25 protein-coding genes are annotated in these 24,869 nt (G+C 72.4%); 8 read left to right on the forward strand and 17 right to left on the reverse strand.

Going from position 1 to position 24,869, the window contains the following annotated elements; all coding sequences use genetic code 11:
* Positions 1-146 precede the first annotated feature (146 nt).
* The 7 genes from DAE25_RS20330 to DAE25_RS20360 form a co-directional block, all read right to left on the reverse strand.
* Positions 147-473 carry a YciI family protein gene (locus DAE25_RS20330; RefSeq protein ID WP_107767952.1) on the reverse strand — a complete coding sequence of 109 codons (327 nt, stop codon included), beginning with the start codon at positions 471-473 and terminating at the stop codon, positions 147-149.
* A gap of 126 nt (positions 474-599) precedes the next feature.
* Entirely contained in the window at positions 600-2,072 is a 1,473-nt protein-coding gene (locus DAE25_RS20335; RefSeq protein ID WP_107767953.1) for a sulfatase family protein, read from the reverse strand.
* A gap of 60 nt (positions 2,073-2,132) precedes the next feature.
* Positions 2,133-2,963, reverse strand: a complete 831-nt coding sequence (ppk2, locus tag DAE25_RS20340) for a polyphosphate kinase 2 (RefSeq protein ID WP_107767954.1) — start codon at positions 2,961-2,963, stop codon at positions 2,133-2,135.
* 73 nt (positions 2,964-3,036) lie between these two features.
* The gene (locus DAE25_RS20345) at positions 3,037-3,798 is read right to left on the reverse strand and encodes an alpha/beta hydrolase family protein (protein WP_107767955.1); all 762 of its coding nucleotides are present in this window, start codon (positions 3,796-3,798) and stop codon (positions 3,037-3,039) included.
* The gene (locus DAE25_RS20350; protein WP_107767956.1) at positions 3,795-4,757 is read right to left on the reverse strand and encodes an NAD(P)/FAD-dependent oxidoreductase; all 963 of its coding nucleotides are present in this window, start codon (positions 4,755-4,757) and stop codon (positions 3,795-3,797) included. The genes DAE25_RS20345 and DAE25_RS20350 overlap by 4 nt, the downstream gene beginning before the upstream one ends.
* 7 nt (positions 4,758-4,764) lie before the next feature.
* Positions 4,765-5,178, reverse strand: coding sequence for a hypothetical protein (locus DAE25_RS20355; protein WP_107767957.1), 414 nt, complete (start codon positions 5,176-5,178; stop codon positions 4,765-4,767).
* Positions 5,175-6,410 carry an NAD(P)/FAD-dependent oxidoreductase gene (locus DAE25_RS20360; RefSeq protein WP_107767958.1) on the reverse strand — a complete coding sequence of 412 codons (1,236 nt, stop codon included), beginning with the start codon at positions 6,408-6,410 and terminating at the stop codon, positions 5,175-5,177. The genes DAE25_RS20355 and DAE25_RS20360 overlap by 4 nt, the downstream gene beginning before the upstream one ends.
* Positions 6,411-6,503: 93 nt before the next feature.
* Between DAE25_RS20360 and DAE25_RS20365 the strand changes: the two genes are divergently transcribed.
* Entirely contained in the window at positions 6,504-6,719 is a 216-nt protein-coding gene (locus tag DAE25_RS20365) for an amphi-Trp domain-containing protein (protein ID WP_056887232.1), read from the forward strand.
* 19 nt (positions 6,720-6,738) lie between these two features.
* A complete protein-coding gene (locus tag DAE25_RS20370; protein ID WP_056887231.1) occupies positions 6,739-7,074 on the forward strand; it encodes an antibiotic biosynthesis monooxygenase family protein in 336 nt (111 codons plus the stop codon).
* Here DAE25_RS20370 and DAE25_RS20375 read toward each other — a convergent pair.
* Positions 7,035-7,418 (reverse strand): hypothetical protein, encoded by a 384-nt coding sequence (locus DAE25_RS20375; RefSeq protein ID WP_107767959.1) that lies wholly within the window; start codon positions 7,416-7,418, stop codon positions 7,035-7,037. The genes DAE25_RS20370 and DAE25_RS20375 overlap by 40 nt on opposite strands.
* Positions 7,415-7,735 carry a hypothetical protein gene (locus tag DAE25_RS20380; protein WP_107767960.1) on the reverse strand — a complete coding sequence of 107 codons (321 nt, stop codon included), beginning with the start codon at positions 7,733-7,735 and terminating at the stop codon, positions 7,415-7,417. The genes DAE25_RS20375 and DAE25_RS20380 overlap by 4 nt, the downstream gene beginning before the upstream one ends.
* A 58-nt stretch (positions 7,736-7,793) precedes the next feature.
* On the opposite strand from DAE25_RS20380, the gene DAE25_RS20385 reads away from it, so the two are divergent.
* The 4 genes from DAE25_RS20385 to DAE25_RS20400 all read left to right on the forward strand — a co-directional run bounded on the left by DAE25_RS20385 (position 7,794) and on the right by DAE25_RS20400 (position 14,291).
* Positions 7,794-9,254, forward strand: coding sequence for a protein adenylyltransferase SelO (locus tag DAE25_RS20385; protein ID WP_107767961.1), 1,461 nt, complete (start codon positions 7,794-7,796; stop codon positions 9,252-9,254).
* Positions 9,255-9,321: 67 nt separating this feature from the next.
* A complete protein-coding gene (locus DAE25_RS20390) occupies positions 9,322-11,211 on the forward strand; it encodes an AMP-dependent synthetase/ligase (protein ID WP_107767962.1) in 1,890 nt (629 codons plus the stop codon).
* Complete coding sequence (locus DAE25_RS20395) at positions 11,208-12,059, forward strand: glycerophosphodiester phosphodiesterase family protein (RefSeq protein WP_159083871.1); 852 nt, start codon at positions 11,208-11,210, stop codon at positions 12,057-12,059. The genes DAE25_RS20390 and DAE25_RS20395 overlap by 4 nt, the downstream gene beginning before the upstream one ends.
* 84 nt (positions 12,060-12,143) lie before the next feature.
* Positions 12,144-14,291, forward strand: coding sequence for an MMPL family transporter (locus tag DAE25_RS20400; RefSeq protein WP_107767964.1), 2,148 nt, complete (start codon positions 12,144-12,146; stop codon positions 14,289-14,291).
* On the opposite strand, the gene DAE25_RS20405 is transcribed toward DAE25_RS20400, so the two are convergent.
* The 6 genes from DAE25_RS20405 to DAE25_RS20430 form a co-directional block, all read right to left on the reverse strand.
* A complete protein-coding gene (locus DAE25_RS20405) occupies positions 14,292-15,560 on the reverse strand; it encodes an endonuclease/exonuclease/phosphatase family protein (RefSeq protein ID WP_107767965.1) in 1,269 nt (422 codons plus the stop codon).
* A gap of 76 nt (positions 15,561-15,636) precedes the next feature.
* A complete protein-coding gene (locus tag DAE25_RS20410; protein WP_107767966.1) occupies positions 15,637-17,139 on the reverse strand; it encodes an arylsulfotransferase family protein in 1,503 nt (500 codons plus the stop codon).
* Between the two features lie 9 nt (positions 17,140-17,148).
* On the reverse strand, positions 17,149-17,865 hold the full coding sequence (locus tag DAE25_RS23305; protein ID WP_159083872.1) for a type 1 periplasmic-binding domain-containing protein: 717 nt from the start codon (positions 17,863-17,865) through the stop codon (positions 17,149-17,151).
* A 44-nt stretch (positions 17,866-17,909) separates the two neighbouring features.
* The gene (locus tag DAE25_RS20420; RefSeq protein ID WP_107767967.1) at positions 17,910-19,169 is read right to left on the reverse strand and encodes a sugar ABC transporter permease; all 1,260 of its coding nucleotides are present in this window, start codon (positions 19,167-19,169) and stop codon (positions 17,910-17,912) included.
* Positions 19,162-19,986: an ATP-binding cassette domain-containing protein gene (locus DAE25_RS20425; RefSeq protein WP_107767968.1), complete on the reverse strand. Its 825-nt coding sequence runs from the start codon at positions 19,984-19,986 to the stop codon at positions 19,162-19,164. Before DAE25_RS20425 ends, DAE25_RS20420 begins: the two co-directional genes overlap by 8 nt.
* Positions 19,986-21,086, reverse strand: a complete 1,101-nt coding sequence (locus DAE25_RS20430) for a substrate-binding domain-containing protein (RefSeq protein WP_107767969.1) — start codon at positions 21,084-21,086, stop codon at positions 19,986-19,988. Before DAE25_RS20430 ends, DAE25_RS20425 begins: the two co-directional genes overlap by 1 nt.
* Positions 21,087-21,265: 179 nt before the next feature.
* On the opposite strand from DAE25_RS20430, the gene DAE25_RS20435 reads away from it, so the two are divergent.
* Complete coding sequence (locus DAE25_RS20435; RefSeq protein ID WP_107767970.1) at positions 21,266-22,417, forward strand: ROK family transcriptional regulator; 1,152 nt, start codon at positions 21,266-21,268, stop codon at positions 22,415-22,417.
* A gap of 28 nt (positions 22,418-22,445) precedes the next feature.
* Positions 22,446-22,709: a GlsB/YeaQ/YmgE family stress response membrane protein gene (locus tag DAE25_RS20440; RefSeq protein WP_107767971.1), complete on the forward strand. Its 264-nt coding sequence runs from the start codon at positions 22,446-22,448 to the stop codon at positions 22,707-22,709.
* Here DAE25_RS20440 and DAE25_RS20445 read toward each other — a convergent pair.
* Both DAE25_RS20445 and xdhC read right to left on the reverse strand, forming a co-directional pair.
* Entirely contained in the window at positions 22,663-24,057 is a 1,395-nt protein-coding gene (locus DAE25_RS20445) for a guanine deaminase (RefSeq protein ID WP_107767972.1), read from the reverse strand. The two genes, DAE25_RS20440 and DAE25_RS20445, sit on opposite strands and share 47 nt — an antisense overlap.
* Complete coding sequence (gene xdhC / locus DAE25_RS20450) at positions 24,054-24,869, reverse strand: xanthine dehydrogenase accessory protein XdhC (protein WP_107767973.1); 816 nt, start codon at positions 24,867-24,869, stop codon at positions 24,054-24,056. The genes DAE25_RS20445 and xdhC overlap by 4 nt, the downstream gene beginning before the upstream one ends.

Below are 24,869 nucleotides of genomic sequence, written 5' to 3' on the forward strand. Positions count from 1 at the left end.
CGGGAGTCACAGAAGTCGCAAAGCGCTCCAACATCCCGGCCCGTCCCTACCAGCATACGAACCACTCACGTGGCTTGAAGTTCCTTAGGAACTCATCGCTCGTCGAGCTCGAGATCCCCTGTGGACAGCGTCCGGACCGCTGCTCCTCAGCCCAGGAACGGCCTCATCTCGACCCGGCGGTGGCAGGCCTCTGAGCCGGCCGCGGCGATGGCGAGCGCCGCTTCGCGATCGGCGGCCTCGATGACCCAGAAGCCGCCGAGGTACTCCTTGGACTCCAGGAACGGACCGTCGGTGACGATGGCCCGACCACCACGGTTGTCGAGGACGGTGGCCGTGTCGGGCGCCGCGAGGCCGCCGGCGAAGACCCAGTGGCCATCGGCCCTGAGCCGGTCGTTGAACGCGTCGATGGCGGCCATCTCGGTGCCGGTGGCGGACTCGGTGCTGTCGTCGATCACGGAAATCAGGAACTGCATCGCGAATCATCTCCTGTGACGGGGGCGCCCCTGCTGGACGCCCGCTCACCCTTGCCACGAACGGGCTCGCCCCGATCCGACACCGGACGCCACACGGCTTTCAAGACAGCACCGCGTTCCAGCAGGTCAGCGCCTCCCCGGCCGCGGGAGCTCGGGGACCGGCCGCCGGCAGCCGTTGCCCCGGCAGTCCTCGAGCCGGTCGCGCAGGAGCCCGGTGAGCTGCCGCCGGATCCGCTGGTAGCGCGGGTCCGCGTGGACGTTGGTGAGCTGGTAGGGGTCCCGGCGCCGGTCGTAGAGCTCGCGGAGCCGCGGCTTCTTCCAGCGGACCAGCGTGTAGCGGTCGGTCCGCACCCCGCGGAACGTCCACGCCCGCGCCTTCACCTTGCCCTTGGACCCGGCCTGGAGCAGCAGCGCCCGGTCGGGCTGCGGCCGGTCGGCGACGGCGTACGGCAGCAGGCTCGCCCCGTCCGTACGCCGCATCGGCCGCGCGCCGGCGAGCTCGGCGATGGTGGGGGCGAGGTCGATCATGGCGACGGTCTGCGTCCGGCGCTGGCCGGCCGGGATGCCGGGACCCCGCATCAGCAGGGGCACGCGGACGGCCTCCTCGTAGGGCACGTTCTTGCCGACCAGCCGGTGCTCGCCGAAGAGGTAGCCGTTGTCGGACGTGAACATCAGCACGGTGTTCTCCAGCTCGCCCGTCCGGTCGAGCTCCTCGACGATCCCGGCGACGGCCTCGTCGAGCGCGGCCAGGGCACGGATCCGCTGGGTGAAGAGCCGCTGGGCGTCGGTCCGCGAGCGCGCGGGCGCGGACGTGCCGCGGGCCTTCGCCCAGGCCCCGCGCTTGTTGAAGGAGGGCGAGTCGAGGGCCGGGAGGCGGACGTCGCCGAGGATGTCGGCATGCCGCTCCGCCGCCGGCGGCGGGCCCGAGCAGTCGGGCTGCGGGTTGCCCTGGCAGGTGCCGTGCGGAGCGAGAAAGCTGGACCACAGGAAGAACGGCTGGTCACCGGCGCTGAGGTCGCGGACGAGCTGGCGGGACTGCTGGGCGACCTCGTCTGTGTGGTAGGCCTCGGGGCCGAAGCGCACGAGCTCGCCGTCGGCGTACTGCAGGAACGAGTGGTAGTCGGAGAGCACCCCGATGATCGGCCGCCACCGGTCCCAGCCGGGCTCGATCCCGTCGGTCTCGTCGTACCCGTGCAGGTACTTGCCGACGAAGCCGGTCTCGTAACCGGCCCGCTGCAACCACACCGGCAGTGCCGTCGACGGGTCGAAGCCCTCGTGGCCGCCCCACGGCGGCCCGTTGGTGCGGACGCCGTTGTTGTGGGCGTACTGCCCGGACAGGATCTGCGCCCGCGAGGGGCAGCAGTTGGGGTGCGGGGCGACCATGTCGGAGAAGGTCACGCCGGCCCGGCCGAGCAGGCGTCGGGTCCGCGGCATCCAGCGCAGCTCGACGGCGGTCTGGTCGTCGGAGGTGATCAGCACGATGTTGGGCGGTCGCGGGTCCGCCCGCTGCGACGAGGCCAGCTCGACGCTCGCGAGCGTGCCCGTCGTCGCCAGCACGAGGGCAGCGGTCATCAGGACGAGGTGGTGGGTGGGTCTCACGCGGGGTATGACAGCACGCCGACGGAGTTGGTTGTCGCCCCCGTGCGGCGTGTTCCCGCGTCAGAAGGCGGAGGGGACGAACGTCTGCTCGTACATCGGGGTCCGGACGTAGGGGATGTCCCTCACCGCGGGCAGCACGACGGGGTCGGGCGCCACGTCCTCGTAGTCGAACTGGTCGAGCAGGTGGGTGATGCAGTTGAGCCGGGCCGCCTTCTTGTCGTCGGACGGGACGACGTACCACGGGGCCTGCTTGATGTCGGTGTACTGGAAGGTGACGTCCTTGGCCTCGGAGTAGCGGACGTAGAGCTCGCGCTCGGCGAGGTCCATGTCGGACAGCTTCCAGCGCTTGAGGGGCTCGGCGTTGCGCGCCTCGAAGCGCCGCTGCTGCTCCTCGGCGCTGACGGAGAACCAGTACTTCAGGACCACGATCCCCGACCTGACGAGCATCCGCTCGAACTCGGGACAGCTGCGCAGGAACTCCTGGTGCTGGTCCTCGGTGCAGAACTCCATCACCCACTCGACGTTCGAGCGGTTGTACCAGCTCCGGTCGAACAGGACCATCTCCCCCGCGGCGGGCAGGTGCTCGACGTAGCGCTGGAAGTACCACTGGGTGCGCTCGCGGTCGGTGGGCTTGGGCAGTGCGACGATCCGCACCGTGCGCGGGCTGGTGCGCTCGGTGATCCGCTTGATGACCCCGCCCTTGCCGGCCGAGCCGCGGCCCTCGAAGATCACCAGCACCTTGAGGCCCTGGGACTGGATCCAGTACTGCAGGAGCACCAGCTGCTCCTGCAGGCGCTCCATCTCGGCGTCGTAGACGGACGACCGCAGGCGGCCGGACGGCTTGTAGCGCGTGGAGTCGGTGCGGTCGGGCGGGGTGTGACGCTTGGTCATGGTGTCTCCTGTCCGCGCTCATCGTCGCGGGGCGACGGCCACCGGGCAAGGGCCTGTCCGAACGCGACCGGGATCAGTCGTCGGCGAGGTAGGGGTCGCACCACGCACTGATGATGCGGGCCGCCCTCTTGGCCTGGTTGCGGCCGGTGAGCAGGTGGTCGGCGCCCTCGAGCGAGACGAAGCTCCGCGGGTGCCGCGCCGCCCGAAAGATCTCGCTCGCGTTGGCGATGCCGACGGTGTTGTCGGTCGGGGAGTGCATCACCAGGAGCGCCCGCCGCAGCGTCCTGATCTGCTCGTGGAGGTCGGCGGCGCGCACGTCCTCGACGAAGTGCCGGCGCAGGGTGAGTGCCTTGCCGCCGACGGGGAACGGTGCCTCGCCGTCCTCCATGATCCGCTCCAGCAGCGCGTCGTAGTGGTGCTCCACGTGGGAGGGGTCGTACGGCGCGCCGACGCTCGCCACGGCCCGCACGCCCTCGACCTCGTGCGCGGCCGCGATCACCGCGGCACCGCCGAACGAGTGGCCGACCAGGAGCCGCACCTCGCGGCCCGCGTCGTTCATGAAGCGCACCGCCTGCGCGGTGTCGGCGATCTTGTGCGAGAAGGACCCGTCGCCCCAGTCGCCCTCGGAGTGACCGAGGCCCAGGTTGTCGAAGCGGAGCATCCCGATGCCCTCGGCGGCGAGCTGCTTGCACATGCGGTTGGCCGCGGGACAGTCCTTGCCCAGCGTGAAGCCGTGGGAGAATACGCCCCAGCCGCGGACCTGGCCCTCGGGGTGGTCGAGGAGGCCGGCCAGGCGCGGGCCGCTCGTGCTGGGGAACCAGACCTTCTCGCTCACGACAGCCGCTCCACGAGGGCCCGGCCCAGGTCGCGGCCGGACAGCCACGCGGTCTCCACCTTGGGCGACGCGCCCCAGCCGTCCCCGCACGCCCCGACGAGCCCGCCGGGGCCGTCGACCAGCGCATGGGTGGCGGTCCGCTCCCCCACCGGTCGGGCAAAGGTCCAGCGGTGCACGTGCACCTCGTCCGGCTCGGGCAACGACATCAGCGACCGCAGCGCGGCCACCAGCTCGGGACCGGCGGCGGCCGGGTCCTCCAGGTGCCGACCGGCGAAGTCCGGGGTCGAGTGCACGACCAGCACCGGGGCGTCGTCACCCCGTCGCCGTCCGTCGTCGGCCACCCACGCCACGACCGGGTGGTCGTTGACGAACGCGCCGTCGAAGCGGCCCGTCGGGCTGACGTGGTCCCAGCTGCGCTCGGCCCACGTGGCCGCCATGGCCAGCACCGGCTCGAACTCGCGGTCGAGCCGGGCCGCGAGCGGGTGGTCGTCACCGACGAGGCGGCGGGCCTGCGGGTCGGGCATGGCCAGCACGACGGCGGCACCGTCGAGCGCGTCGACGTCCGCGACGTCGTGCCGCTCGATCTCCAGGCCCGCCGCCAGGTCCTCGACCAGCGACCGCAGGCCACCGGGTGCACCCCATCGCAGTGGACCGGTCTTGGCGACCGGGTCGCCGTCTCCGATCGCGCAGAACGTGTCGGTCCACGGCCGGGCGAGCCCGCGCTCGCGCCAGCCCTCCACCACCGCGAGGAAGTCGTCGTCGGAGGTCGTGAGGTACGACGCGCCGAGGTCGACCGGGCGGTCCCACAGCCGGCGCGAGGCCATCCGGCCACCGGGCTTCCGGCCGCGGTCGAGGACCCGGACGGGCACCCCGGCCGCCCGCAGCTCGCGGGCGCACGCCACCCCGGACAGCCCGGCACCGACGACCACGACCCCCGGGGCACCCTCGCTCGCACTCACGGCGCCATCATCCCCCGGCGAGCACCGCGACCGTCGCGGCGACCGCTCCGAGGACGGCGAACGCACAGCGCCACCGGTCGGCCACGAGCAGCCGCGCCACGAGCACGTCGTCGCGGTCGGCGAGGCGACCGTGGACCGGCGCGGCCGCCAGGGCGGTCGTGGCCAGCGCCAGGCCGGTCAGGGCGAGCGCCAGCCACCCGGGGAGGTCGGGCCCCGAGGCCACCAGGAGCCCCCCGGTGACCAGCACGGCGAGGTAGAGCACGCCCACGAGCGGGGCGATGGTCCGCGAGTGCCGAGCGTGCGCGGCGCGCCACTCCTCGCTCGACCGACGGGCCAGCACCGGGTAGACGAGGAGGGTGACCGTCAGCTGGAAGCCCGCGTGCCAGGCCGTCGCGACGGCGAAGGCGACGACCGCGCTCACCGCAGTGCCGCGAGCACGGCCTCCGCGGCGCGCTGCCCGCTGACCAGCGCGCCCTGGATCGAGCCGGTGTCGCGGTGGTCGCCGCACACCACCAGCTCGCCCACCTGCACGGGACGCGTGGCGGAGTACGGCGCGGGCTGGGCCGGCAGCGCGTCGGGCACCTCGTGCCGCGCGACCACCTCCCACCGGGTCGGGTCGACTCCCAGCAGGTCGCCGGCGTGCCGGCGCACCACCGCCTCGTCGGTCACCCGCCCCGGCCCGAGGAGGGCCGAGCCCTGCACGAGGTGACGGCCCGGGGGTGCGTAGGACGGCGCCGCCCGGGAGACGACCGCCGCGTCGACCAGCGGCCCGCGCGGGTCGCGGCGGGCGTCGACGTGGAGCAGGTCGGTGGACGGGGCGTCCTGGGCCGACCACCACGTGGTGACCACGCCCTTGGTCGCGGGGACCTCGATCCCGGCGAGCTCCCGGGCCCGCGGGCCGTCGGTGGCGACCACCACCTGCCGGGCGGTCCAGGTCCGGTCGGACGTCGTCACCGTGGCGCCCGTGACCCCCTCGACGCGGTGGCCGAGGAGCACCCGGTCGCCGAGCGGGGCGGCGAGCTGCTCGGGCAGCGCCTGCATGCCCGCGACCGGCAGCGACGGCACCCCGCGGGCGAACATCCAGGCCAGCAGCAGGGCGAAGCGGTCGGCCGTGCTGCCGTCGTCCTCCAGCAGCACGCCGGCGAGGAACCGGTCGACCACCCGCCGCAGCAGCCCGTCGACGCCGGCCCGGTCGAGGGCCTCGGCCCGGCCCACGTCGGCCCGTCCGGCCAGCACCTCGGACAGTCGCGTGCGGCCACGGGGACGCAGGAGCGGGGCGGCCCACCGGAGCACGGCTGCCACCTCACGCGGGTGCGCGAGCGCCGTACGGGCCGTGCCCGGAAGCAGTCCCGGAGCCCGCAGCGGGTGCCCGAGGACCGACGTGCCCGACTCGGTGACGGCCGCGACGCCGGCCCCGAAGGCCTGGAGGCCGAGGGCGTCGACGTCGACCCAGCGGCGTACGGCGGGGTAGGCGGGGTTGAGCAGCTGGAAGCCGCGGTCCACCAGGAACCCGTCGAACCGGTCGGTGCGGATCCGCCCGCCCACGGCGTCCGCCGCCTCGAGCACGACCACCTCGTGGCCGGCGTCGTGCAGCACCCGCGCGCAGCGCAGCCCGGCCAGTCCGGCCCCCACCACCAGCACGTCGGCGTCCACGCGGCGACCCTAGTGGGTCCCCCGTTGCGTGTGAGCCCAGCTGCGGCCCGCCTCGCTACGGTCGTGGGACAGCCACCACCAGAGGGAGACACCATGGACCTGTTCGACATCGACGACACCCAGCGCATGAGCCGCGAGGACGCCGCCGCCCGGCTGCACGCCCTCGCCGACGCGATCGCCCGCAACAACTCCGTCGAGTTCCAGCGCGAGGGTCGCCGCATCACGGTCCGCATCCCCGACGAGGTCAACCTCAAGGTCGAGGTCGAGCTCGGCGACGACAACGAGCTGGAGATCGAGCTCACCTGGTGACGACTGGCAGGCTGGGACGATGACCACGATCAAGATCAACGCCATCACCGTCCCCGCCGGCTCGGGCGACGAGCTCGCCCACCGCTTCGCCGCGCGCGCCGGCGCCGTCGACGGGGCCGAGGGGTTCGAGGGCTTCGAGCTCCTCCGCCCCACCGACGAGCGGGACCAGTGGCTCGTCATCACGCGCTGGCGCGACGAGGAGTCGTTCCAGGCGTGGATGAGCTCGCCCGGCTTCGCGGAGGGACACCGCTCCGCGGCCGAGCGGGCCGGCGGCGACGCGCCCCGGCCGGTCTCCACGCACAGCGAGGTGTGGAGCTACGAGGTGGCCGGCGGCTCGGCCGCGTCCTCCGACTGAGGGCTGTGCTCGGCCCGGTAGCGCTCCATCAGCCGGTCGAGCAGCGCTCCGAGGTCGGCGGCCATCTCGTCGTCGAGCGTGGCGAAGGAGAACGTCGCCCGCCCCGTGCGCCGCGCCAGCAGCGCCGGCGGCGACGCCGCCAGGTCGTCGGGGTAGCGGTCCGCGATGATGAGGTAGAGACCGACCTTGGCCTTGCCGCGCTTGAGCGCCGCGAAGTAGTCGTGTCCCGTGGCCCCCGGCCACACCAGGGACGGGACGCCGTAGATGGTGCCGTCCACCAGCTCGGGGCGGTAGCGGTCGAGCAGCCCGACGAGACGCGCCTCGACGGCGGCCAGGTCGGTCACGACCCCGCCTCGGGCACGGCCCCCTCGCGGCGCTCGTGGAGCCGCTGCTGCGCCTCAGCGAGGAAGGCCAGGCACGGCGCCTCGGAGTCGGGGTGCTTCTCGACGAGGTGGAAGGTCCAGCGGTCCATCGCGGCCATGAAGCCGTTGTCCTCACCGGGCCGGTAGGTCGACCAGGCCCGGTGGCCCTTGGCCCGGCAGCTCGAGCAGCTGATCTTGTAGACGAACTGCTGCTCGGCGTCGAGGTCGATCTTGACCCGCGCCAGCGGACCGCCCTGGGCCGCGGCCTTCCTCTCACGAGCGGAGCGGCTCGCCACCATGTCGTCCTCCTGTGCTCACCGGACCGAGGACCCATCATGGCGGACGTAGGCTCGACGGGTGAGCGTCACCCCGGTCTCCCTCCACCTGCACGACCACTTCGCCCGAGAGGTGGGCGAGATGGCCGTCCCCTGGCAGGCCGAGCCCACCCCGGACCCCCGCCTGCTGGCCGTCAACGACCGCCTGGCCGGCGACCTGGGCCTGGACCCGGCCTGGCTGCGGACCCCCGAGGGGATCGGGCTGATGACCGGCACCCGCCTGCCGGACGGTGCCGCGCCCGTGGCGCAGGCCTACTCCGGGCACCAGTTCGGGGGCTTCTCCCCGCGGCTGGGCGACGGCCGCGCCCTGCTCGTCGGTGAGCTCGTCGACCGCGAGGGCACCCTGCGCGACCTGCACCTCAAGGGATCCGGCCGCACGCCGTTCGCACGCGGTGGCGACGGCCTGGCCGCGGTGGGCCCGATGCTGCGCGAGTACGTCGTGAGCGAGGCGATGCACGCGCTCGCCATCCCCACGACCCGGGCCCTGGGCGTGGTCGCGACCGGGCGCGACGTGCGCCGGGAGGAGGTCCTGCCGGGTGCCGTCCTCGCCCGCGTGGCCGGCAGCCACCTGCGCGTCGGGAGCTTCCAGTACGCCGCGGCCACGGGCGACGTCGCGCTGCTGCGCCGTCTCGCCGACCACGCGATCGCCCGCCACCACCCGGCGGCCGCCACCTCCGAGCGTCCCTACCTCGCCCTGTACGACGCGGTGGTCGCGGCCCAGGCGTCGCTGGTGGCGCGATGGATGCTGGTCGGCTTCGTCCACGGGGTGATGAACACCGACAACATGACCATCTCGGGCGAGACCATCGACTACGGCCCCTGCGCCTTCCTGGAAGCCTTCGACCCGGCCACCGTCTACAGCTCGATCGACCACGAGGGCCGCTACTCCTACGGCAACCAGCCCGTCGCGGCCGAGTGGAACCTCGCCCGACTGGCCGAGGCCCTCCTGCCGCTCCTCGACGACGACCAGGAGCGCGCCGTCGCCCTGGCAACCGACTCGCTCGGTGCCTTCCGGTCCCGGTACTCCGCGGCATGGGCGGCGGGGATGCGTGCCAAGCTCGGCCTGCCCGTCGGCCTCGAGGACGCCGTGGCGACCACCCTGGTCGACGAGCTGCTGGCGCTGGCCGAGCGCAGCCACGTCGACCACACGTCGCTCTACCGTGCCCTGGCCTCGGCGGCCCGCGGCGACGCGGAGGCGGCCCGGGGGCTCTTCCTCGACCTGTCCGACTTCGACGACTGGTGCGCCCGGTGGCGGGCCACGGGGCCCGACCCCGACGCCATGGACCGCACCAACCCGCTCCGCATCCCCCGCAACCACCTCGTCGAGGAGGCGCTCGACGCGGCGACGTCCGGTGACCTGGACCCCTTCGAGCGCCTGGTCGAGGCCGTCACCTCGCCCTTCGACGACCGGCCCGGGCTCGAGAGGTACGCCGCCCCGGCTCCCGACGACTTCGGCACCTACCGCACCTTCTGCGGGACCTGAGGCCTAGCCACCGGACCCTCGAGTGCGTGAGGATCGTGACCCCCGTCACATCCCCGAGGAGACCGGCATGACCGACGTGCTGCCCGATTCCGTCCACCCCGACGTCGCCGCGGACCGCACGCGGATCCAGGAGGCGGTCGCCGGCCGCACCCTCATCGACGCGCTGGCCGACACCGCAGCGGCCCACGCCGACGAGCCGGCCTACTCCGACAGGCACGGGGTCGCGGAGGACGAGTCCTGGCGCACGCTCACCTGGGCGCAGACCCGCGAGACCGCCCTCGACGTGGCCGCCGCGCTCGTCGGGGCGGGCGTGCAGGTCGGCGACACCGTCGCGATCATGGCCACCAACAGGATCGAGCACCTGGTGGGCGACATGGGCGCGGTGCACGCCGCGGCGACCCCGATGTCGATCTACAACACCCTCTCCCCCGAGCAGGTGTCCTTCATCGCCGGCGAGTCGAGCCCGAAGGTGGCGATCCTCGAGGGCACCGACCAGCTCGAGCGCTGGGAAGGCGCCCTCGACGCGGTCGCCACGGTCGTGGTGCTCGACGCGGCACAGGCCCCGGACGGCGACCGCTTCGTGACCTGGGACGACTTCGTCGCCCGCGGCGCGGCGTACCGGCACGAGCACGCCGAGGAGATCGAGCAGCGCCACCGGGACCTCGACCCCGATGCGCCGGCGACGATCCTCTACACGTCCGGCACCACCGGCAACCCCAAGGGCGTCGTGCTCACCCACCACAACGTCCTCTACGAGGCCGTCAGCACCATGGAGGCCGCCGGCTTCGGCGAGCCCCAGCGCCAGATCAGCTACCTGCCGCTGGCCCACATCGCCGAGCGGATCCTCGGCCTCTACGGCCCGCAGGTGGTCGGCGGGCACGTGCACTGCATCGGCGACCCCGCACAGCTGCTGGCGACCCTCGGCGAGGTGCACCCCACGGCGTTCTTCGGCGTCCCGCGCGTGTGGGAGAAGATCAAGACGGGGCTCTCCGCCAAGCTCGCGGCCGATCCCAACCCCGACAACGTCAAGCTCGTGCAGGACTCGATGGCCGCGGCCCTGACCTGGGTGCAGGCCCAGGAGGTCGGCGGCACGATGACGCCGGAGATCCAGGCGGCGTACGACGAGGCCGACGCCGCGATCCTCGGTTTCCTCAAGCTGCTGCTCGGCCTCGACCAGGTGACGTGGGCCGGCTCCGCCGCGGCCCCGATGCCGCTCGAGGTCGCCAAGTTCATGGCCGGCCTCGGCCTCATCGTCTACGACGTCTACGGCATGACCGAGACGTGCGGCGCGGTCACCGCCAACGGGCCCGGCGGCTTCCGCCTCGGCACGGTCGGCCGGGCCACGCCGGGCATGGAGGTCAAGCTCGGCGAGGACAACGAGGTGCTCGTCCGCGGGCCGGTCATCACCCCCGGCTACCACCGCCAGGAACAGGCCACCCGCAACCTCATCGACGCCGACGGGTGGGTCCACACCGGCGACATCGGCACGCTCGACGAGGAAGGCTTCTTCGCGATCGTCGACCGCAAGAAGGAGCTGATCATCACCTCGGCCGGCAAGAACATCGCCCCCTCCAACATCGAGAACTACCTCAAGGAGTCGCCGATCGTCGGCCACGCGATGGCCATCGGCGACAACCGCTCGCACGTCGTCGCGATCCTTACCCTCGACGGCGAGGTCGCCCCGGTGCTGGCCCAGGCGCGCGGCATCGAGTTCACCGACCTCGCCGACCTGTCGGCGCGGCCGGAGATCCGGGCGATGGCGCAGGACGCGGTCGACAAGGCCAACGCCCGCCTCTCGCGACCCGAGCAGGTCAAGGCCTGGGAGCTCCTGCCGGAGGAGTGGACGGCCGAGTCGGAGGAGCTCACGCCGACGCTCAAGCTCAAGCGGCGCGTCGTCAACAGCAAGTACGCCGACGTGGTCGAGCGGCTCTACGCGGCGCGCCCTGCCGAGGAGTGACCTTCGACGCTGTGCCGTTGCCCGTCTTCGACGTCGAGGCCCACCGCGGGGGCGCCGGACTCTGGCCGGAGAACACCCTGGAGGCCTTCGGCCGGGCCCTCGCGCTCGGCGTGTCGACGCTCGAGCTCGACGTGCACCTGACCGCCGGGGACGACGTGGTGGTCTCGCACGACCCGGCGCTGGCCGACGCCCGGCGCATCCGCACCCTGACCCGCGCCGACCTGCCGCCGACGATGCCGCTGCTGCGCCAGGTGGCGGCCCTGCTCGACGAGCGCGGCGCGGACGACGTCGGGGTCAACCTGGAGATCAAGTACGACGCCCTCGCGGCCGACGACCTGACGTCGCGCCGGGACTTCGTCGAGGTCGTCGTGGACGCGATCCGCATCGACGGGCTCGTCGGGCGCACCAGCATCCAGTGCTTCGACTGGGGCGTGCTGCGCCTCGTCGGCCGGACCGAGCCGCTGCTCGCGCGCAACCTGCTGGTCTCACCGCGCTACCTCCGGGCCTCCGCCGACGGCCCGTCCCCGTGGTTCGACGGCCTCGAGGTGGAGGAGCACTTCGTGCGGACCGCCGCCGCCCAGGGCTTCGACGCCGTCTCCCCCATCCACGGCAGCCCCTTCACGTCCGGCGTCGACGACCCGGCGTACGTCCCGTTCACGACCCCGGAGCTGGTCGCGGACGCACACGCCGCCGGCCTGCGGGTCATCCCCTACGTCGTCGACGACCCACCGACGATGCGGACGCTCCTCCGGGCCGGCGTGGACGGGCTGATCACCAACCGGCCCGACCTGCTGCGCGACGTGCTCGCGGCGGCCGGGCGCGACCTGCCGCCCGCCCATACCTCATAAAGGGGTGACTGGTCTAGACCCCCGCACGCGGGTCAGGGAAATTCCTGATGCGCAGTGTCGGTGGGTTCTGTTGCACTGGTGGTCATGAACCGCCAGCTCGCAGGGGCCCTCACCGGACGCGTCACCAAGTGGATCGTGCTCGTCGTGTGGCTGCTGGTCGCCGCCGGGTCCGCGACCTTCGCGGCCAAGCTCGCCGACGTCCAGAACAACGAGGCCTCGTCGTGGCTGCCGGAGTCCGCCGAGTCGACCCGCGCCTTCGAGAAGCTCGAGCCCTTCCAGGACCCCAACGCCATCCCGACCCTCGTCGTCTACGAGCGTGACGGCGGCCTGACGGAGGACGACCTCGCCGCCATCGAGGAGCACGCCGCCGAGTTCGCCGCGATGGAGGGCCTGGCCAAGGCCCGGGAGGGACGCGCCCCGTCGGTGGTGAGCCCGGCCATCGCCGAGCAGGTGGGCTTCCCCGCCGTCTCCCAGGACGGCACGGTCGCCCAGACCAGCGTGACCTTCGACCTCGGCTCCGAGGGCTGGAACCAGATGCCCGACATCGCCGACGAGCTCCGGAGCATCGCCGAGCTCGAGGGCGTCGAGGTCTACGTCGCGGGCGCCGGCGGGCAGGCAGCCGACTCGGCCGAGGCGTTCGGGGGCATCGACAGCACCCTGCTCGGCGCCACCCTCAGCGTCGTCATCCTGATCCTGCTGTTCACCTACCGCAGCCCGATCCTGTGGATCCTGCCGATCTTCAGCGCGATCGTGGCCCTCTTCGTCTCCCAGGCCCTCATCTACTTCCTGGCCAGGGACGCCGGCCTGACCGTCAACGGGCAGTCCTACGCGATCCTGACCATCCTGGTGATCGGCGCCGGCACCGACTACGCCCTGCTGCTGGTCGCGCGCTACCGCGAGGAGCTGCGGCGCCATGAGGACCGGCACGAGGCGATGGCGTTCGCGCTGCACCGGGCCGCACCGGCCCTGCTGGCCAGTGCCGCGACCGTCGCGCTCGGCATGTTGTGCCTGCTCTTCGCCGAGATGAACTCCACCGCCGGCCTCGGCCCGGTGGCGGCCATCGGCGTCGCCGTGACCTTCCTGGTGATGGTGACCCTCCTGCCCGCGCTGCTGGTGATCACCGGCCGGTGGATCTTCTGGCCGCGGCGCCCGGGATACGGCTCGCCCGAGCCGACCCAGACCGGCATCTGGGCCAAGGTCGGCCGCTGGATCGCGCCGCGCCCGCGCCAGGTCTGGGTGGTCACCTCGGTGGTGCTCGCCATCGCGTGCCTCGGCATGCTGCGCCTCGACACCAACGGCTTGTCGACCGAGGACTCCTACACCCAGGAGTTCCAGTCGGTCACCGGTCAGCAGGTGCTGGTGGACGCCGGCCTGGTCGACCAGTCCAACACCGTCATGGTGGTGGGCAACGCCGGCAGCGAGGAGGCGATCACCGAGGCCCTCACCGGCCTCGACAACGTCGAGCCGCCCAAGCCCGCGGTCACCGCCGGTGACGTCACCTTCGTCGAGGCCGCGATCGGCTCTGACCCGGCGTCCCCCGAGGCCTTCGTCACCGTCGAGCGGGTCCGTGACGCCGTCCACGCCGTCGACGGCGCCGACGCCCTCGTCGGCGGCAACTCGGCGTTCTTCCTCGACACCCGCGACGCCGCCAACCGCGACAACTTGGTGATCATCCCGATCATCCTGCTGCTCGTGCTGCTGATCCTGGTGGCCCTGCTGCGGTCCGTGCTGGCACCACTCATCCTGATCGCCACCGTGGTGCTGTCCTTCGGCGGCGCGATGGGCATCTCGGCCCTGCTCTTCGAGTACGTCTTCGGCTTCGCCGGGTCCGATCCCGGGTTCCCGTTGTTCGCCTTCGTGTTCCTGGTGGCCCTGGGGATCGACTACAACATCTTCCTGATGACCCGGGTGCGGGAGGAGACGATGCACTTCGGCACGCGCAAGGGCGCCCTGGTGGCGCTCACCTCCACCGGTGGGGTCATCACCAGCGCCGGGCTGGTGCTGGCGGCGACGTTCCTGGTGCTGGGCACCATCCCGGTCGTGTTCCTCGCGCAGCTCGGCGTCGCGGTCGCTCTCGGCGTCATCCTCGACACCATGATCGTCCGCTCCGTGCTCGTCACCGCGATCAACATGGACCTCGGCGGCAAGATCTGGTGGCCCAGCAAGCTCGACCGGGAGGACCACCACCTCACCGTCGAGGAGGTCCGGGCCCCGATCGAGACCGTGCACTGATCAGTAGCGCAGGTCCACCCAGACCTGGCGGTGGTCGGACGTCGGGACCCCGGTGAAGGGCCAGCGGCTCGGGTCGTAGTCGCCGGTCAGGCGATAGAGCGGGTCCGCGTCGACCGGCCAGAAGATGCCCGACCCGACGACCTTCGTCCCCTTCGACGGCAGCACGTAGTCGACGCGCAGGTTGCCGGGCGCCCCGTCCGCGAAGTCCGCGGTGTCCAGCGCCGGGTCGCCCGCGTGGCCCAGGTTGGCGCCGCCCTGGTCGACGGCCTCGACACCACCCGCGGAGGTGGGCCGCGGGTCGCGGACCCGCGGGTGCCGCAGCAGCTGGTCGATCGCACTGTCGACCGAGTCGCCGTCGGCCGGGTCGGCGTTCTGGTCGCCGGCGATCACGAAGGACTCGCCCTTCGCCAGTCCGCCGTACCGGCCGTCGTCGTCGTAGACGTACGCCGCGCGCCGAGCGCTCGGCGCGACGTAGTCGGCCCAGAAGCGGATCTCGTCGTGGTTGCGCAGGCCGTTGCGGTCCTCGGGCCCGTCGAAGGTGGGCGGAGTCGGGTGCGAGACGAGGAAGTGCACGGTCTCGTCACCGATCTCGATCGGCACGTCCCAGTGCGACTTGGAGGAGAGGCGGACGTCCTCGAGCTCCTCGGGCGAGTACCAGTCCGCCGGCGCCGGGGTGGCCGGGTCGTCGGGCAGGAGCGCACCCGGCATGTCGGCCCAGCGGAAGGTCTGGAAGGTCCGCACGGCGTCGGTGTCGATGGGATACCGCGAGTAGACGACCATGCCGTACTGGCCGGGGAACAGCCCGAAGCCGAAGGCGTCGTCACCACCCCCGACCGACCCGTCGTTGTTGAGGTCGTGCCCGCTCGGGATTCCGGTGTTGGACGGCGCGACGTACGCGTAGGGGTAGGCGATCGGACGCGCGTCCCCGTGCCCGACCTCGAGGAAGTTGTCGCGGAACAGGTCCACGGCCTCCGGGTCGACGTCGAACTCGTTGACCAGCAGCACGTCGGGGCGCGTGCGCTGGATGGTCTCGGCCACGTTGTGCGCCTGCCGGACCGGGCCCGTGTCCGCCTTCGGGGTGGACAGGTCCGCGGCGAGCCCGCCCGCGGTGGCGCGGTTGAGCGAGGCGTTGAAGGTGGAGAAGCGCACGGTCTCGCGTGTGCCGGGTCCGTGGCCGCCCCGATCCGCCTGGGCCGGGGCGAGGGTGGCGAGGGGAACGGCGGCGAGCACGGCCGCGAGTCCGGCGCCGAGCAGGGTGGTGCGTCGCATCAGGGACCTCCGAGTCGGGTGATGGGTCCCCGCACCCTAGGCAGCCCGGGTGAACTCCCGGTGTCCGGGGCGCGGGTCAGGCCCGGACGGTCCGGGTCCGCCCGACCACGCGGCCGTCGGCGTCCAGGGCCTCGGCCCGCACCAGGCGGGCCCCGGTCTCCAGGGCCACGACAGTCTCGAACCCCTCGCGCGGCACCTCGCCGACCGGTCGGAGCCGGTCGGCCCGCTCCCCCGCGAGCACCCGCCAGGCGGTCACCTCGGTGGCGCCGTTCCAGGAGACGTACGCCGACCCGTCCGCCACCGCGAGGTCCGGCGGGGTCGCCGGGCGTCCGCGCCACGGGAAGCGGTAGGACCGGTAGGAGCCCAGCCCCAGGTCGGACAGCTCGAAGACGACCTCGCCGTCCGCGTCGAACTCGGTGGCGTAGGGGTCCATCCCCCACCCGACCAGCACGTGGCCGTCGGGGAGGTACTGGGCGTTGCCCATCGCGTAGCCGTACCGGTCCTCGTGGCGCAGCGCCTGGACGAGACGGGCGGTCATCGCCTCCTCGTCGAGCTCGAAGCGCAGCGCCGCGGACACGGCGTCGGTATCGATCGCGTTCTCGTGGTTGTCGTAGATCGTGAGGGTCCCGTCGGGCTGGCGACGGAGGTCGTGCTGCCAGCCGAAGTCGCCGCCCTCGGGCACCTCGAAGTCGCTCCGCCTGCCCCCGAACCGCCACAGCACCTCGCCGGTGCGCCGGTCGATCCGGTAGAGGGCACCGGTGTGCCGGGCCGACACGAGGAGCCCGTCGCCGTCCTCCTCGACGGAGTTGACGTGGATCGGGTCGAAGGGCAGCGCGGCCGTGCCGGTGTCGTCGAGCTCCCGATAGGTGTCGGTGAGGTCGATGTGGTCGAGCCCCTCCCAGTCGAGCAGCACCTCACCGGTCTCCACGTCGACCTCCTGCAGGCGACCGCCCCAGACGTGGCCGTCCGCCGGCCCGCCGACCGGCGTGAGGTCGTAGGGGATGGTCGGGTAGGACGTCAACAACGCGGTCCCACGGGACGTCAGCTGGAACTCGTGGAGGTCGGAGAGGACGCCGTTGCCGCAACGCACCTCGGCCACCGGCAGGTAGCGCTCGTCGAGGATGACCCCCTTGCCGTTGCCGGCGCCCTCCTTGACCTCCCCGGTCCAGTAGGTCAGCACCGGCCGGCCCCGGTAGGTCTGCACGCGCAGGTCGGTAGCCGCGTTGCCGTCGGGCTCGATCCACACCGGCTGGGCACGGTCGTCGTACACGACCCCGCGGAACGTCGGCGTGCGGGGCGTCGTGAAGAGCAGGCCGCCCGAGACCACGGCGCCCTCGCGGCGCCAGGCGCTCGCCCTGGGCGCGGTCAGCTGGCTGCTGACGAACCGCACCGGCTCGGGCGCCTCCGGGGCATCGGCCTCGGCCGGCTCCTCGCCCGCCGGCTCCTCCGCGGAACGCTCGGACCACGCCCACCCGGCCCCCACACCGGCCGCACCGAGGGCGACCCCGGCACCGAGAACCAGTACGTCGCGGCGCGCGGGACGCGGCCCGCGACCGGCCTCCTCGGTGCTGTGGCTCATCTCGCCAACCTAGACGAAACCGAGCTGCTCGCACCTCCGTGCGGTGGATCCGTCGCACAGCTCGTCGAGGGTGAAGGCACCCTCCCGCACGAGCACGTCGGTCAGCCCCGCGAGTCGCACCTCGGTGGCGGTGTGGAGCCACGACGGCACGCCCTCGAAGTGCTCCGCGCCATCCGGCTCCTCGTCGGCGAGGACCCCGACGGCGACGTCGGCCGCTTGCTCGCTCATCGCGGTGGCGGGCACGTGCAGCATCGACCGGCGCTGGCCGGCCACGACCTGGCGGGCCGCCTCGAGGTCGGAGTCCGCAGGCGGTCCCCCGGTGCTGCTGGCCAGCGGCTCGGCGAGGCCGACGAACCAGTCGGCGCCGGGCACCAGGGTCGTGTGCGCGACGACGGGGACCTCGTCCTCGCCACCACCGACCAGGGCCTCGGCCTCCTCGACGTCGACGGGGTCGAGGACGATCACGTCGGCGCTGTCACGCAGTGCCTCGGCGGCCTGGTCGGCCTGGGTGGCCGCGTCGCCCTCCGCGTCGTAGACGCGGACGGCGCACTCCTCGCAGGTGGCCTCGACGCGGGCCTCGAAGGCGTCGACGTCGACCCGGGGCTCGAGCTCACGGGACCCGTCGGAGGCGAGGAGCGCGACCACGGTCGGGTCCTCGCTGGAGCAGCCGCCGAGCAGGCTGCAGCCGAGGACCACGACGAGGAGAGTGGTGGTGAGGGGGCGCATCGCGGCACATCGTATGCGCCCCCTCACCGTTGCCGTTGCTCCGATCAGCCGCGACCGCTCGACGTACGAGCGCGACGCGACACGGAGTCGATCGCCACGGCCAGCAGCAGCACTGCACCGGTGACCATGAAGCGCACCGAGGAGTCCACGCCGACCAGGTTGAGGCCGGTCTGGATCGCCTGGAGCACGATGATGCCGAGCATCGCGGAGTAGGCCGATCCGCGGCCGCCGAAGAGCGACGTGCCGCCGATGACCGCGGCCGCGATGGCCGTCAGGTTGGTGTCGGTCGTGCCGCTCGCCTGCGAGACGCTGGTCTGGAGGCCGGCGGCCAGCAGGCCACCCACCGCCGCGAGCGTCGAGCAGAGCGCGAACACCGAGAAGTAGACCCGGTTGACCTTGATGCCCGAGCGACGCGCCGCCTCCTCGTTGCCACCGACCGCGAAGACGTGTCGTCCCCAGCGGGTACGACGCAGCGCGAAGTCCATCAGCACGACCATGAGCACGAAGAAGAGCCACAGGTAGCTCCAGCCGCGGTCGATGTTGACGTAGTAGGTGAGGAACCCGAGACCCACGAGCATCGCCGCGCCCTTGATGAGCACGAGCGGGAGCCACGGGGTGCTCAGGTCGGCCGCGGAGCGCTGCCGGATCGTCCACATCTGCGAGCCGACGTAGGCGAGCGCGATGGCCACGACCAGGACGTAGGACACCGCCGGGGCCAGGAACTCGAACCGGGTGAACTGCACCAGGAACGAGTCGGACGGCAGGTTGATCGTGCCCTGGGTGCCCAGCACGTAGAGCAGCGCGCCCTGGAAGCCCAGGAGGCCCGCCAGCGAGAAGACGAACGACGGCACCCCCAGGCGTGTGTAGAGCAGGGCGTAGAACGCACCGATCGCCACGCCGACGAGGACCGCGGCGAGGATCGCCACGAACATCGACTGCCCCTCGTTGACCAGCAGGACCGCCATGACGGCGGCGGTGAAGCCGCTGACGGAACCGACCGACAGGTCGATCTCGCCGAGCAGCAGCACGAGCACGATCCCGAGCGCGATGATGCCGATCGGCGCCGCGAACTGGGTGATCGAGACGATGCTGCGCGAGGAGAGGAACCGTGGCTCGGCGCTGTAGAACGCGATGCTGATGAAGATCAGCCCGATGACCACCGGCAGGCTGCCGAGCTCGCCGGACTTGAGGCGGTTGACGAAGAGCCTGAAGTAGCCGGACAGTCCCTCGGTCTTGATCAGCCGCTCGTCGGCGAGGTCGGCGGCGACGGCGGACGTCCCGTTCTCGGTCTCGGTGTCAGCCATCCTGGTCTCCTTGCGTGGGTGCGGCCTCGCCGCGCGACGCGCGAGCGGCGACGACGTTGTCCGAGGCACCGGTGATCGCCGCCACGAGCTCGGCGGTGGTGGCCTCCTCGACGTTGAACTCGGCGGCGTTCTTGCCGAGCCGGAGCACCACGATGCGATCGGCGACGGCCTGGACGTCAGCCATGTTGTGGCTGATCAGGATGACGCCGAGGCCGGTCTCGCGGAGCCGCTCGATGAGGTTGAGGACCTCCGCGGTCTGGGCCACGCCCAGGGCGGCGGTCGGCTCGTCGAGCATCACGACCTTGGGACTGCCGACCAGGCTGCGCGCGATGGCGACGGTCTGGCGCTGGCCGCCCGACAGCGACGCGATCGGGATCCGGACGCTCGGGATCTTGGCCGACAGGGTGCGCAGCAGACGCCACGCCTCCTTCTCCATGGTGACCTCGTCGATGAACGGACCCGCGATCTTCTCCTGGCCGAGGAAGAGGTTGGCCACCACGTCGAGGTTGTCGCACAGGGCGAGGTCCTGGAAGACGGTGGCGATGCCGAGGGCCTGGGCCTCGGCCGGGCCGCTGGCCCGGACGGACTTGCCGTCGAAGGTGATGTTGCCGTCGTCGGGCGTGTAGACCCCCGCGATCACCTTGACGAGCGTGGACTTGCCGGCGCCGTTGTCGCCGACCAGGGCGACGACCTCGCCCGCCCGGACGTCCATGTGGACGTCCGAGAGGGCTTGGACGGCACCGAAGCGCTTGGTGACGCCGGCCAGGGAGAGGACTACCTCCCCGGCCGGCGCACGGTGTGTAGCAGTGGTGGACATCAGGAGATGCCAGCCGCCTCGCACGCGTCCGCGTACTCGTCGGTGCAGATGTCCTCGACGGAGTAGAACTCGTCGGCGATGATCGTGTCGGCGACGTTGTCCTTCGTGACGACGATCGGCGTGAAGATGTACGAAGGCACGCCCTCGTAGTCGGTCTGGTCGATGCCGGTCTCGGTGGGGTTGGGCACGTCGTCACCGTTGGCCAGCGCGACGGCGACCTCGGCGGCGGTCTCGGCCTCGATCGGGATGGGCTTGTAGATGGTCATGGCCTGCTGGCCGGCGAGGATCCGCTGGATCGCGGCGATCTCGGCGTCCTGGCCGGTGATCGGCGGGAGGGCGTCCTCGGCGACACCACCGCCGGTGAGGGCGGCGACCACGCCGCCGGCCTGGCCGTCGTTGGCGGCGTAGACGCCGTTGATCTCGCTGGCGTCGTACTTGGAGAGCTGGTCGGTGACGAACGTCTGCGCGTTCTCCGGGCTCCAGTCGGGGTTGTCGTACTCCTCGAGGATCTCGATGTTGCTCTCGTCGAGGACGCTGTGCGCACCGGCCTTGAACTGTGCGGCATTGGGGTCGCTGGGGGCACCGTTGAGCATCAGGATGCCGCCCTTGTCGCCCATCGCCTCGACGAGGGCCTCGGCCTGCAGCTTGCCGACGGTCTCGTTGTCGAAGGACATGTAGTAGTCGGCCTCGGCGATGAACCGGTCGTAGGCGATGACCTTGGCGCCGGAGTCCTGCGCGGACTGGACCATGCCGCCGGCACCCGCACCGTTGACCGGGTCGAGGACGACGACGCTGGCACCCTCGGAGATGGCCGTGTCGACCTGCTGGGTCTGCTTGGCCTCGTCCTGGTCGGCGTTGTAGTAGACGACCTCACAGTCGTCGCAGAGCGCCGCGACCGCGTCCTCGAAGAGCGGCCGGTCGAAGGCCTCGTAGCGGGTGGTCTTGGACTCGGGGAGGAGCAGGGCGATGACCTTGCTGTCGCCGCCGCCGTCGCCGGAGTCGCCGGACTCGGAGTCGTTGGCGCCGCAGGCGGTCAGGGCCGCGACGCCGAAGAGCAGGGCAGCGCCGCTGGCGGCGATGCGGTGGATGGTGCGAGGCATGAGGTCTCCTGGGGCTGGCCAGGGCTCGTCGGGCGACGAACCGGTGTGAACGTCCTCTGAGTGTGGTGAGTCACACGCTAGTCGTCAAGAGATGAACACAAAGTTGTGACGAAACGGTGACATGAGGACTTTGTGCCCACCTCTTGACGACAAAGGCCTCTCTGGCTCACAGTTCCCCCATGTCATCCCCCGGGTCGACCGCGTCACTGCGCACGGCCAACCTGCAGCGCGTCGTCGACGTACTCCGCGCCCAGGAGGCCGGGGAGCCGGTGACACAGGCCGACATCGCCCGCCAGACCGGTCTGGCCCCCGCAACGGTCTCCAACATCGTCCGCGAGCTGGCGGCCACCGGCCTGCTCGAGGTCGAGCCCGGCAGTGGACGGCGTGGTACGACGGTGGCGCTGGCCCGGTCCGCGGGGCTCGTCGCCGGCATCGACTTCGGGCACAGCCACGTGGCCGTCGCCCTGGGGGACATGACGGGGAGCCTCATCTCCGAGGAGCGGCTGCGGCTCAACGCCGGGCACCCGCACACCGAGGGCCTCGACCGCGCCCACGACCTGCTCGAGCAGCTGCTCGCGGGCGCCGGGCTGGAGCGGGCCGCCATCCGCACCATCGGCCTCGGCCTGCCGGCCCCGATGACCGCCGGCGTGGTCCGCTCGTCGGCGATCCTCCCCGGCTGGGTCGGGGTCAACGCCCCCGAGGCCGCCGGCCAGCGCTTCGGCGCGGTCGTGCACATTGACAACGACGCCAACCTCGGCGCCCTCGCCGAGCACCGGCACGGCGTCGCCCGCGGCCATGACAGCTCGGTCTTCGTCAAGGTGTCCTCCGGCGTGGGTGCCGGGATCGTCCTGGAGGACCGGCTCTTCCACGGCAACGGCGGCACCGCCGGCGAGATCGGCCACCTCACGCTCGACGAGAACGGTCCCGTGTGCCGGTGCGGCAGTCGAGGCTGCCTGGAGGCCTACACCTCCACGGTCGCCCTCCAGTCGATGATGGAGCTGCAGATGCCGGGGGCGAGCGTCGACGAGATCGTCCGCGCCGCCCGCGACGGCAACGTCTCGGCCCTGCGCGCCCTTGAGGACGCCGGCCTCCACCTCGGGTGGGCATTGGCCAGCGTGGTCAACCTGCTCAACCCGGCGCTTGTGGTGGTGGGCGGCGAGATGGCCCGGGCCGGCGAGCTGCTGCTCGAGTCGGCCCGGATCGGGCTGCGTCGCCACGCCCTGGACGCCGTCGCCTCGACCCCCGTCGTCGCGTCCGAGCTGGGCGAGCGGGCCTCGCTGATCGGCGCCGTGCTGCTCGCCGCCGAGCGCACCGAGCTGTTGAGCGACTGACCGGGGTCGGAGGCACTAGTCTCCGGTCATGCTGATACTTGCCATCATCGTCTTCGGCCTGCTCGCCGGCGGTCTCGCCCAGCTCGTGCTCGGCCGGTCGATGCGCGACGTGAACTGGTCCGTCGCGATCGTCACCGGGCTCCTCGGCTCCTTCGTCGGGGGGCTGCTCGCGAGCCTCCTCGCGGGCGACGGCCTGGAGCTGCGTGCGAGCGGCCTCATCGGCTCCTTCGTGGGTGCGCTGCTGCTCACCCTGGCGTGGACCGCGTACGCCGGGCGTCGCGGCTCGGCCTGACCGCCGGGCCGGCGCCGACCGGGCGCAGGAAGCCGCCTGAGGCGATCTGCTCCCCCGCCACCCACACGTCGGCCACGTCGGCGTCACCGGCGAGCGCGAACACCTTGCCGAGCGCCTCCTCGGGCGATCCCGCGTGCCGCAGCCCGATGTCCAGCGCGGTGCCCGCGGGCGGGCGCAGGCAGATCGCGTCGAACTCCTTGCCCACGGAGAGGTCACCGACGACGTCCGCGAGCCCCAGGGCAGACGCGCCGGCCGAGGTGCTGAGGTGCAGGAGGTGTCCGGGAGCCAGCGGGAACCCCTGGTCGCCGAGGAGGCGCTGGGCGAAGTAGGCCTGCAGCCCCTCCTTGAAGAGCGAGAAGCCGGTGCCGGCCCCCACGTCGCAGCCGAGGGCCACCGGCACGCCGGCCTCGACGTGCCGGCGCAACCGGAAGAGTCCCGAGCCGAGGGCGGCATTGCTGCTCGGGCAGTGCGCCACCGCCGCTCCCCGGGCGGCGAGCACGGCGAGCTCGGAGTCGAGCGGGTGCACGTTGTGCGCAAGGACCGAGCGCGGACCGATCAGCCCGTGGTGGTCGTAGGTGTCGACGTAGTCGGAACGGTCGGGGAACTGCCCGTGGACCGTGGCCACCTCGGTGAGGTTCTCGTTGACGTGGGAGGTGAAGAACGCGCCCTCGACGTCCGTCATCACCGAAGCGCACGCGGCCAGGACCGCGTCGGAGGCGGAGAGCGAGAAGCGCGGCGTGACGGCGTACCGCGCGCGGCCGCGACCGTGCCAGCGCGACGCCAGGTCCACCGCCTCGGAGTGGGCGCGGTCCGGGGTGGTGAGAAGCGGCTCCGGCAGCATTTGGTCGCTCACCACCAGGCCGCTGGTCACCCGCAGCCCGAAGCGCGCGGCCTCGGTGAACAGCGCGTCGACGGCCGGGGCGAAGTGGGACCCGAAGACCAGTGAGGTGGTCGTTCCCGCTGCGATCAACCCGCCGACCAGCTCGCTCGCGATCGTCGCCGCGTAGTCGGGGGACGCGAGGTGCTGCTCCTCGGGCAGGGCGCAGCGCTCGAGCCACTCCAGCAGAGGCATCCCGAGCGCCCCGATCACCCGGACCTGGGGGAAGTGCACATGGGTGTCGACCAGCCCGGGCAGCAGGATCCCGGCCCGCAGGTCGATCACGGTGGCCTGCGGATGCGCGGCGGCCACGGACGCGAAGGGGCCGCGGGTCGTGATGACTCCCTCGCGCGAGACCAGCAGGCCCAGGTCGTCCTCGTAGCGGAAGCCCGGGCGCGCCGTGTCGTCGGCGAAGGGGTCGTCCGGAGTGTCGTAGGCGCGGGCCCGGTAGAGCACCCCACCAGCCGTCATGTGCCGACCCGGGCCCGGTCCGCGGCGAAGCGACGGACCAGCGCCTCCGCGATCCCCAGCGCGATCGACGGCGGCGCCCCGTCACCCAGGGAGGCGTCCCCGACGGGGCACTGGATGCGCGCGACGACCTCCTCGTCGTGGCCCTCGACGCGCAGACCGGACCGGAAGCGGGTCCACTTCGCGGTCGAGCCGATCAGCCCGATGCTCGCGAGGTGGCCGCAGCGCAGGGCCGCGTCGCAGACGGCGAAGTCCTCCGCGTGGTCGTGGGTCATCACCAGCACGTGGGTGCCCGCCGGCACCGAGCCCAGCGCGAGCTCGGGCACCGGCGAGTGGTGGACCACCACCCGCGCCTCGGCGTCGTCCAGGCAGGCCAGCCGGTCGTCGGCCAGCATGTCGGCGCGGGAGTCCACGAGGTGCAGGTCCAGGTCGTGGCGGGCCAGGATGCGGGCCAGCTCGAGGCCCACGTGCCCGACGCCGAAGATCGCGACGGCGGGCACCACGGGCATCGGCTCGAGGAGCAGGGTGACCTCGCCGCCACAGCACTGGCGGCCGTGCTCGGTGCGGGCCTTGTCGTTCAGTCCGAACGTCAGCTCCTCGGGCCCGGCCCGCGGTGACTCGAGCAGGGTGCGGGCGCGGCTGACCGCGGTCGCCTCGAGGTTGCCGCCCCCGACGCTCCCCCAGGTCGCGTCGGCGGCCACCACCATCTTGGCCCCTGCCTCGCGGGGCGCGTGGCCGCGGGTCCCGACGACGGTGACGAGCACGCCGGCGCGACGCTCGGCCCGGAGGAGCTCGACGGCTGCGACCCAACGCAT

Source organism: Nocardioides terrigena, assembly GCF_003047265.1.
In the GTDB taxonomy this organism is placed as follows: Bacteria; Actinomycetota; Actinomycetes; order Propionibacteriales; family Nocardioidaceae; genus Nocardioides; species Nocardioides terrigena.

Excerpts from the sequence above, each read along its gene's own strand:
- DAE25_RS20380 (WP_107767960.1), bottom strand. The coding sequence starts at position 7,735 with ATGGTGGCGAGCCGCTCCGCTCGTGAGAGGAAGGCCGCGGCCCAGGGC.
- DAE25_RS23305 (WP_159083872.1), bottom strand. The coding sequence starts at position 17,865 with ATGCGCCCCCTCACCACCACTCTCCTCGTCGTGGTCCTCGGCTGCAGC.
- DAE25_RS20405 (WP_107767965.1), bottom strand. The coding sequence starts at position 15,560 with ATGCGACGCACCACCCTGCTCGGCGCCGGACTCGCGGCCGTGCTCGCC.
- xdhC (WP_107767973.1), bottom strand. The coding sequence starts at position 24,869 with ATGCGTTGGGTCGCAGCCGTCGAGCTCCTCCGGGCCGAGCGTCGCGCC.
- DAE25_RS20425 (WP_107767968.1), bottom strand. The coding sequence starts at position 19,986 with ATGTCCACCACTGCTACACACCGTGCGCCGGCCGGGGAGGTAGTCCTC.
- DAE25_RS20420 (WP_107767967.1), bottom strand. The coding sequence starts at position 19,169 with ATGGCTGACACCGAGACCGAGAACGGGACGTCCGCCGTCGCCGCCGAC.
- ppk2 (WP_107767954.1), bottom strand. The coding sequence starts at position 2,963 with ATGACCAAGCGTCACACCCCGCCCGACCGCACCGACTCCACGCGCTAC.
- DAE25_RS20365 (WP_056887232.1), top strand. The coding sequence starts at position 6,504 with ATGGACCTGTTCGACATCGACGACACCCAGCGCATGAGCCGCGAGGAC.
- DAE25_RS20330 (WP_107767952.1), bottom strand. The coding sequence starts at position 473 with ATGCAGTTCCTGATTTCCGTGATCGACGACAGCACCGAGTCCGCCACC.
- DAE25_RS20435 (WP_107767970.1), top strand. The coding sequence starts at position 21,266 with ATGTCATCCCCCGGGTCGACCGCGTCACTGCGCACGGCCAACCTGCAG.
- DAE25_RS20430 (WP_107767969.1), bottom strand. The coding sequence starts at position 21,086 with ATGCCTCGCACCATCCACCGCATCGCCGCCAGCGGCGCTGCCCTGCTC.
- DAE25_RS20370 (WP_056887231.1), top strand. The coding sequence starts at position 6,739 with ATGACCACGATCAAGATCAACGCCATCACCGTCCCCGCCGGCTCGGGC.
- DAE25_RS20440 (WP_107767971.1), top strand. The coding sequence starts at position 22,446 with ATGCTGATACTTGCCATCATCGTCTTCGGCCTGCTCGCCGGCGGTCTC.
- DAE25_RS20390 (WP_107767962.1), top strand. The coding sequence starts at position 9,322 with ATGACCGACGTGCTGCCCGATTCCGTCCACCCCGACGTCGCCGCGGAC.
- DAE25_RS20445 (WP_107767972.1), bottom strand. The coding sequence starts at position 24,057 with ATGACGGCTGGTGGGGTGCTCTACCGGGCCCGCGCCTACGACACTCCG.
- DAE25_RS20410 (WP_107767966.1), bottom strand. The coding sequence starts at position 17,139 with ATGAGCCACAGCACCGAGGAGGCCGGTCGCGGGCCGCGTCCCGCGCGC.
- DAE25_RS20400 (WP_107767964.1), top strand. The coding sequence starts at position 12,144 with ATGAACCGCCAGCTCGCAGGGGCCCTCACCGGACGCGTCACCAAGTGG.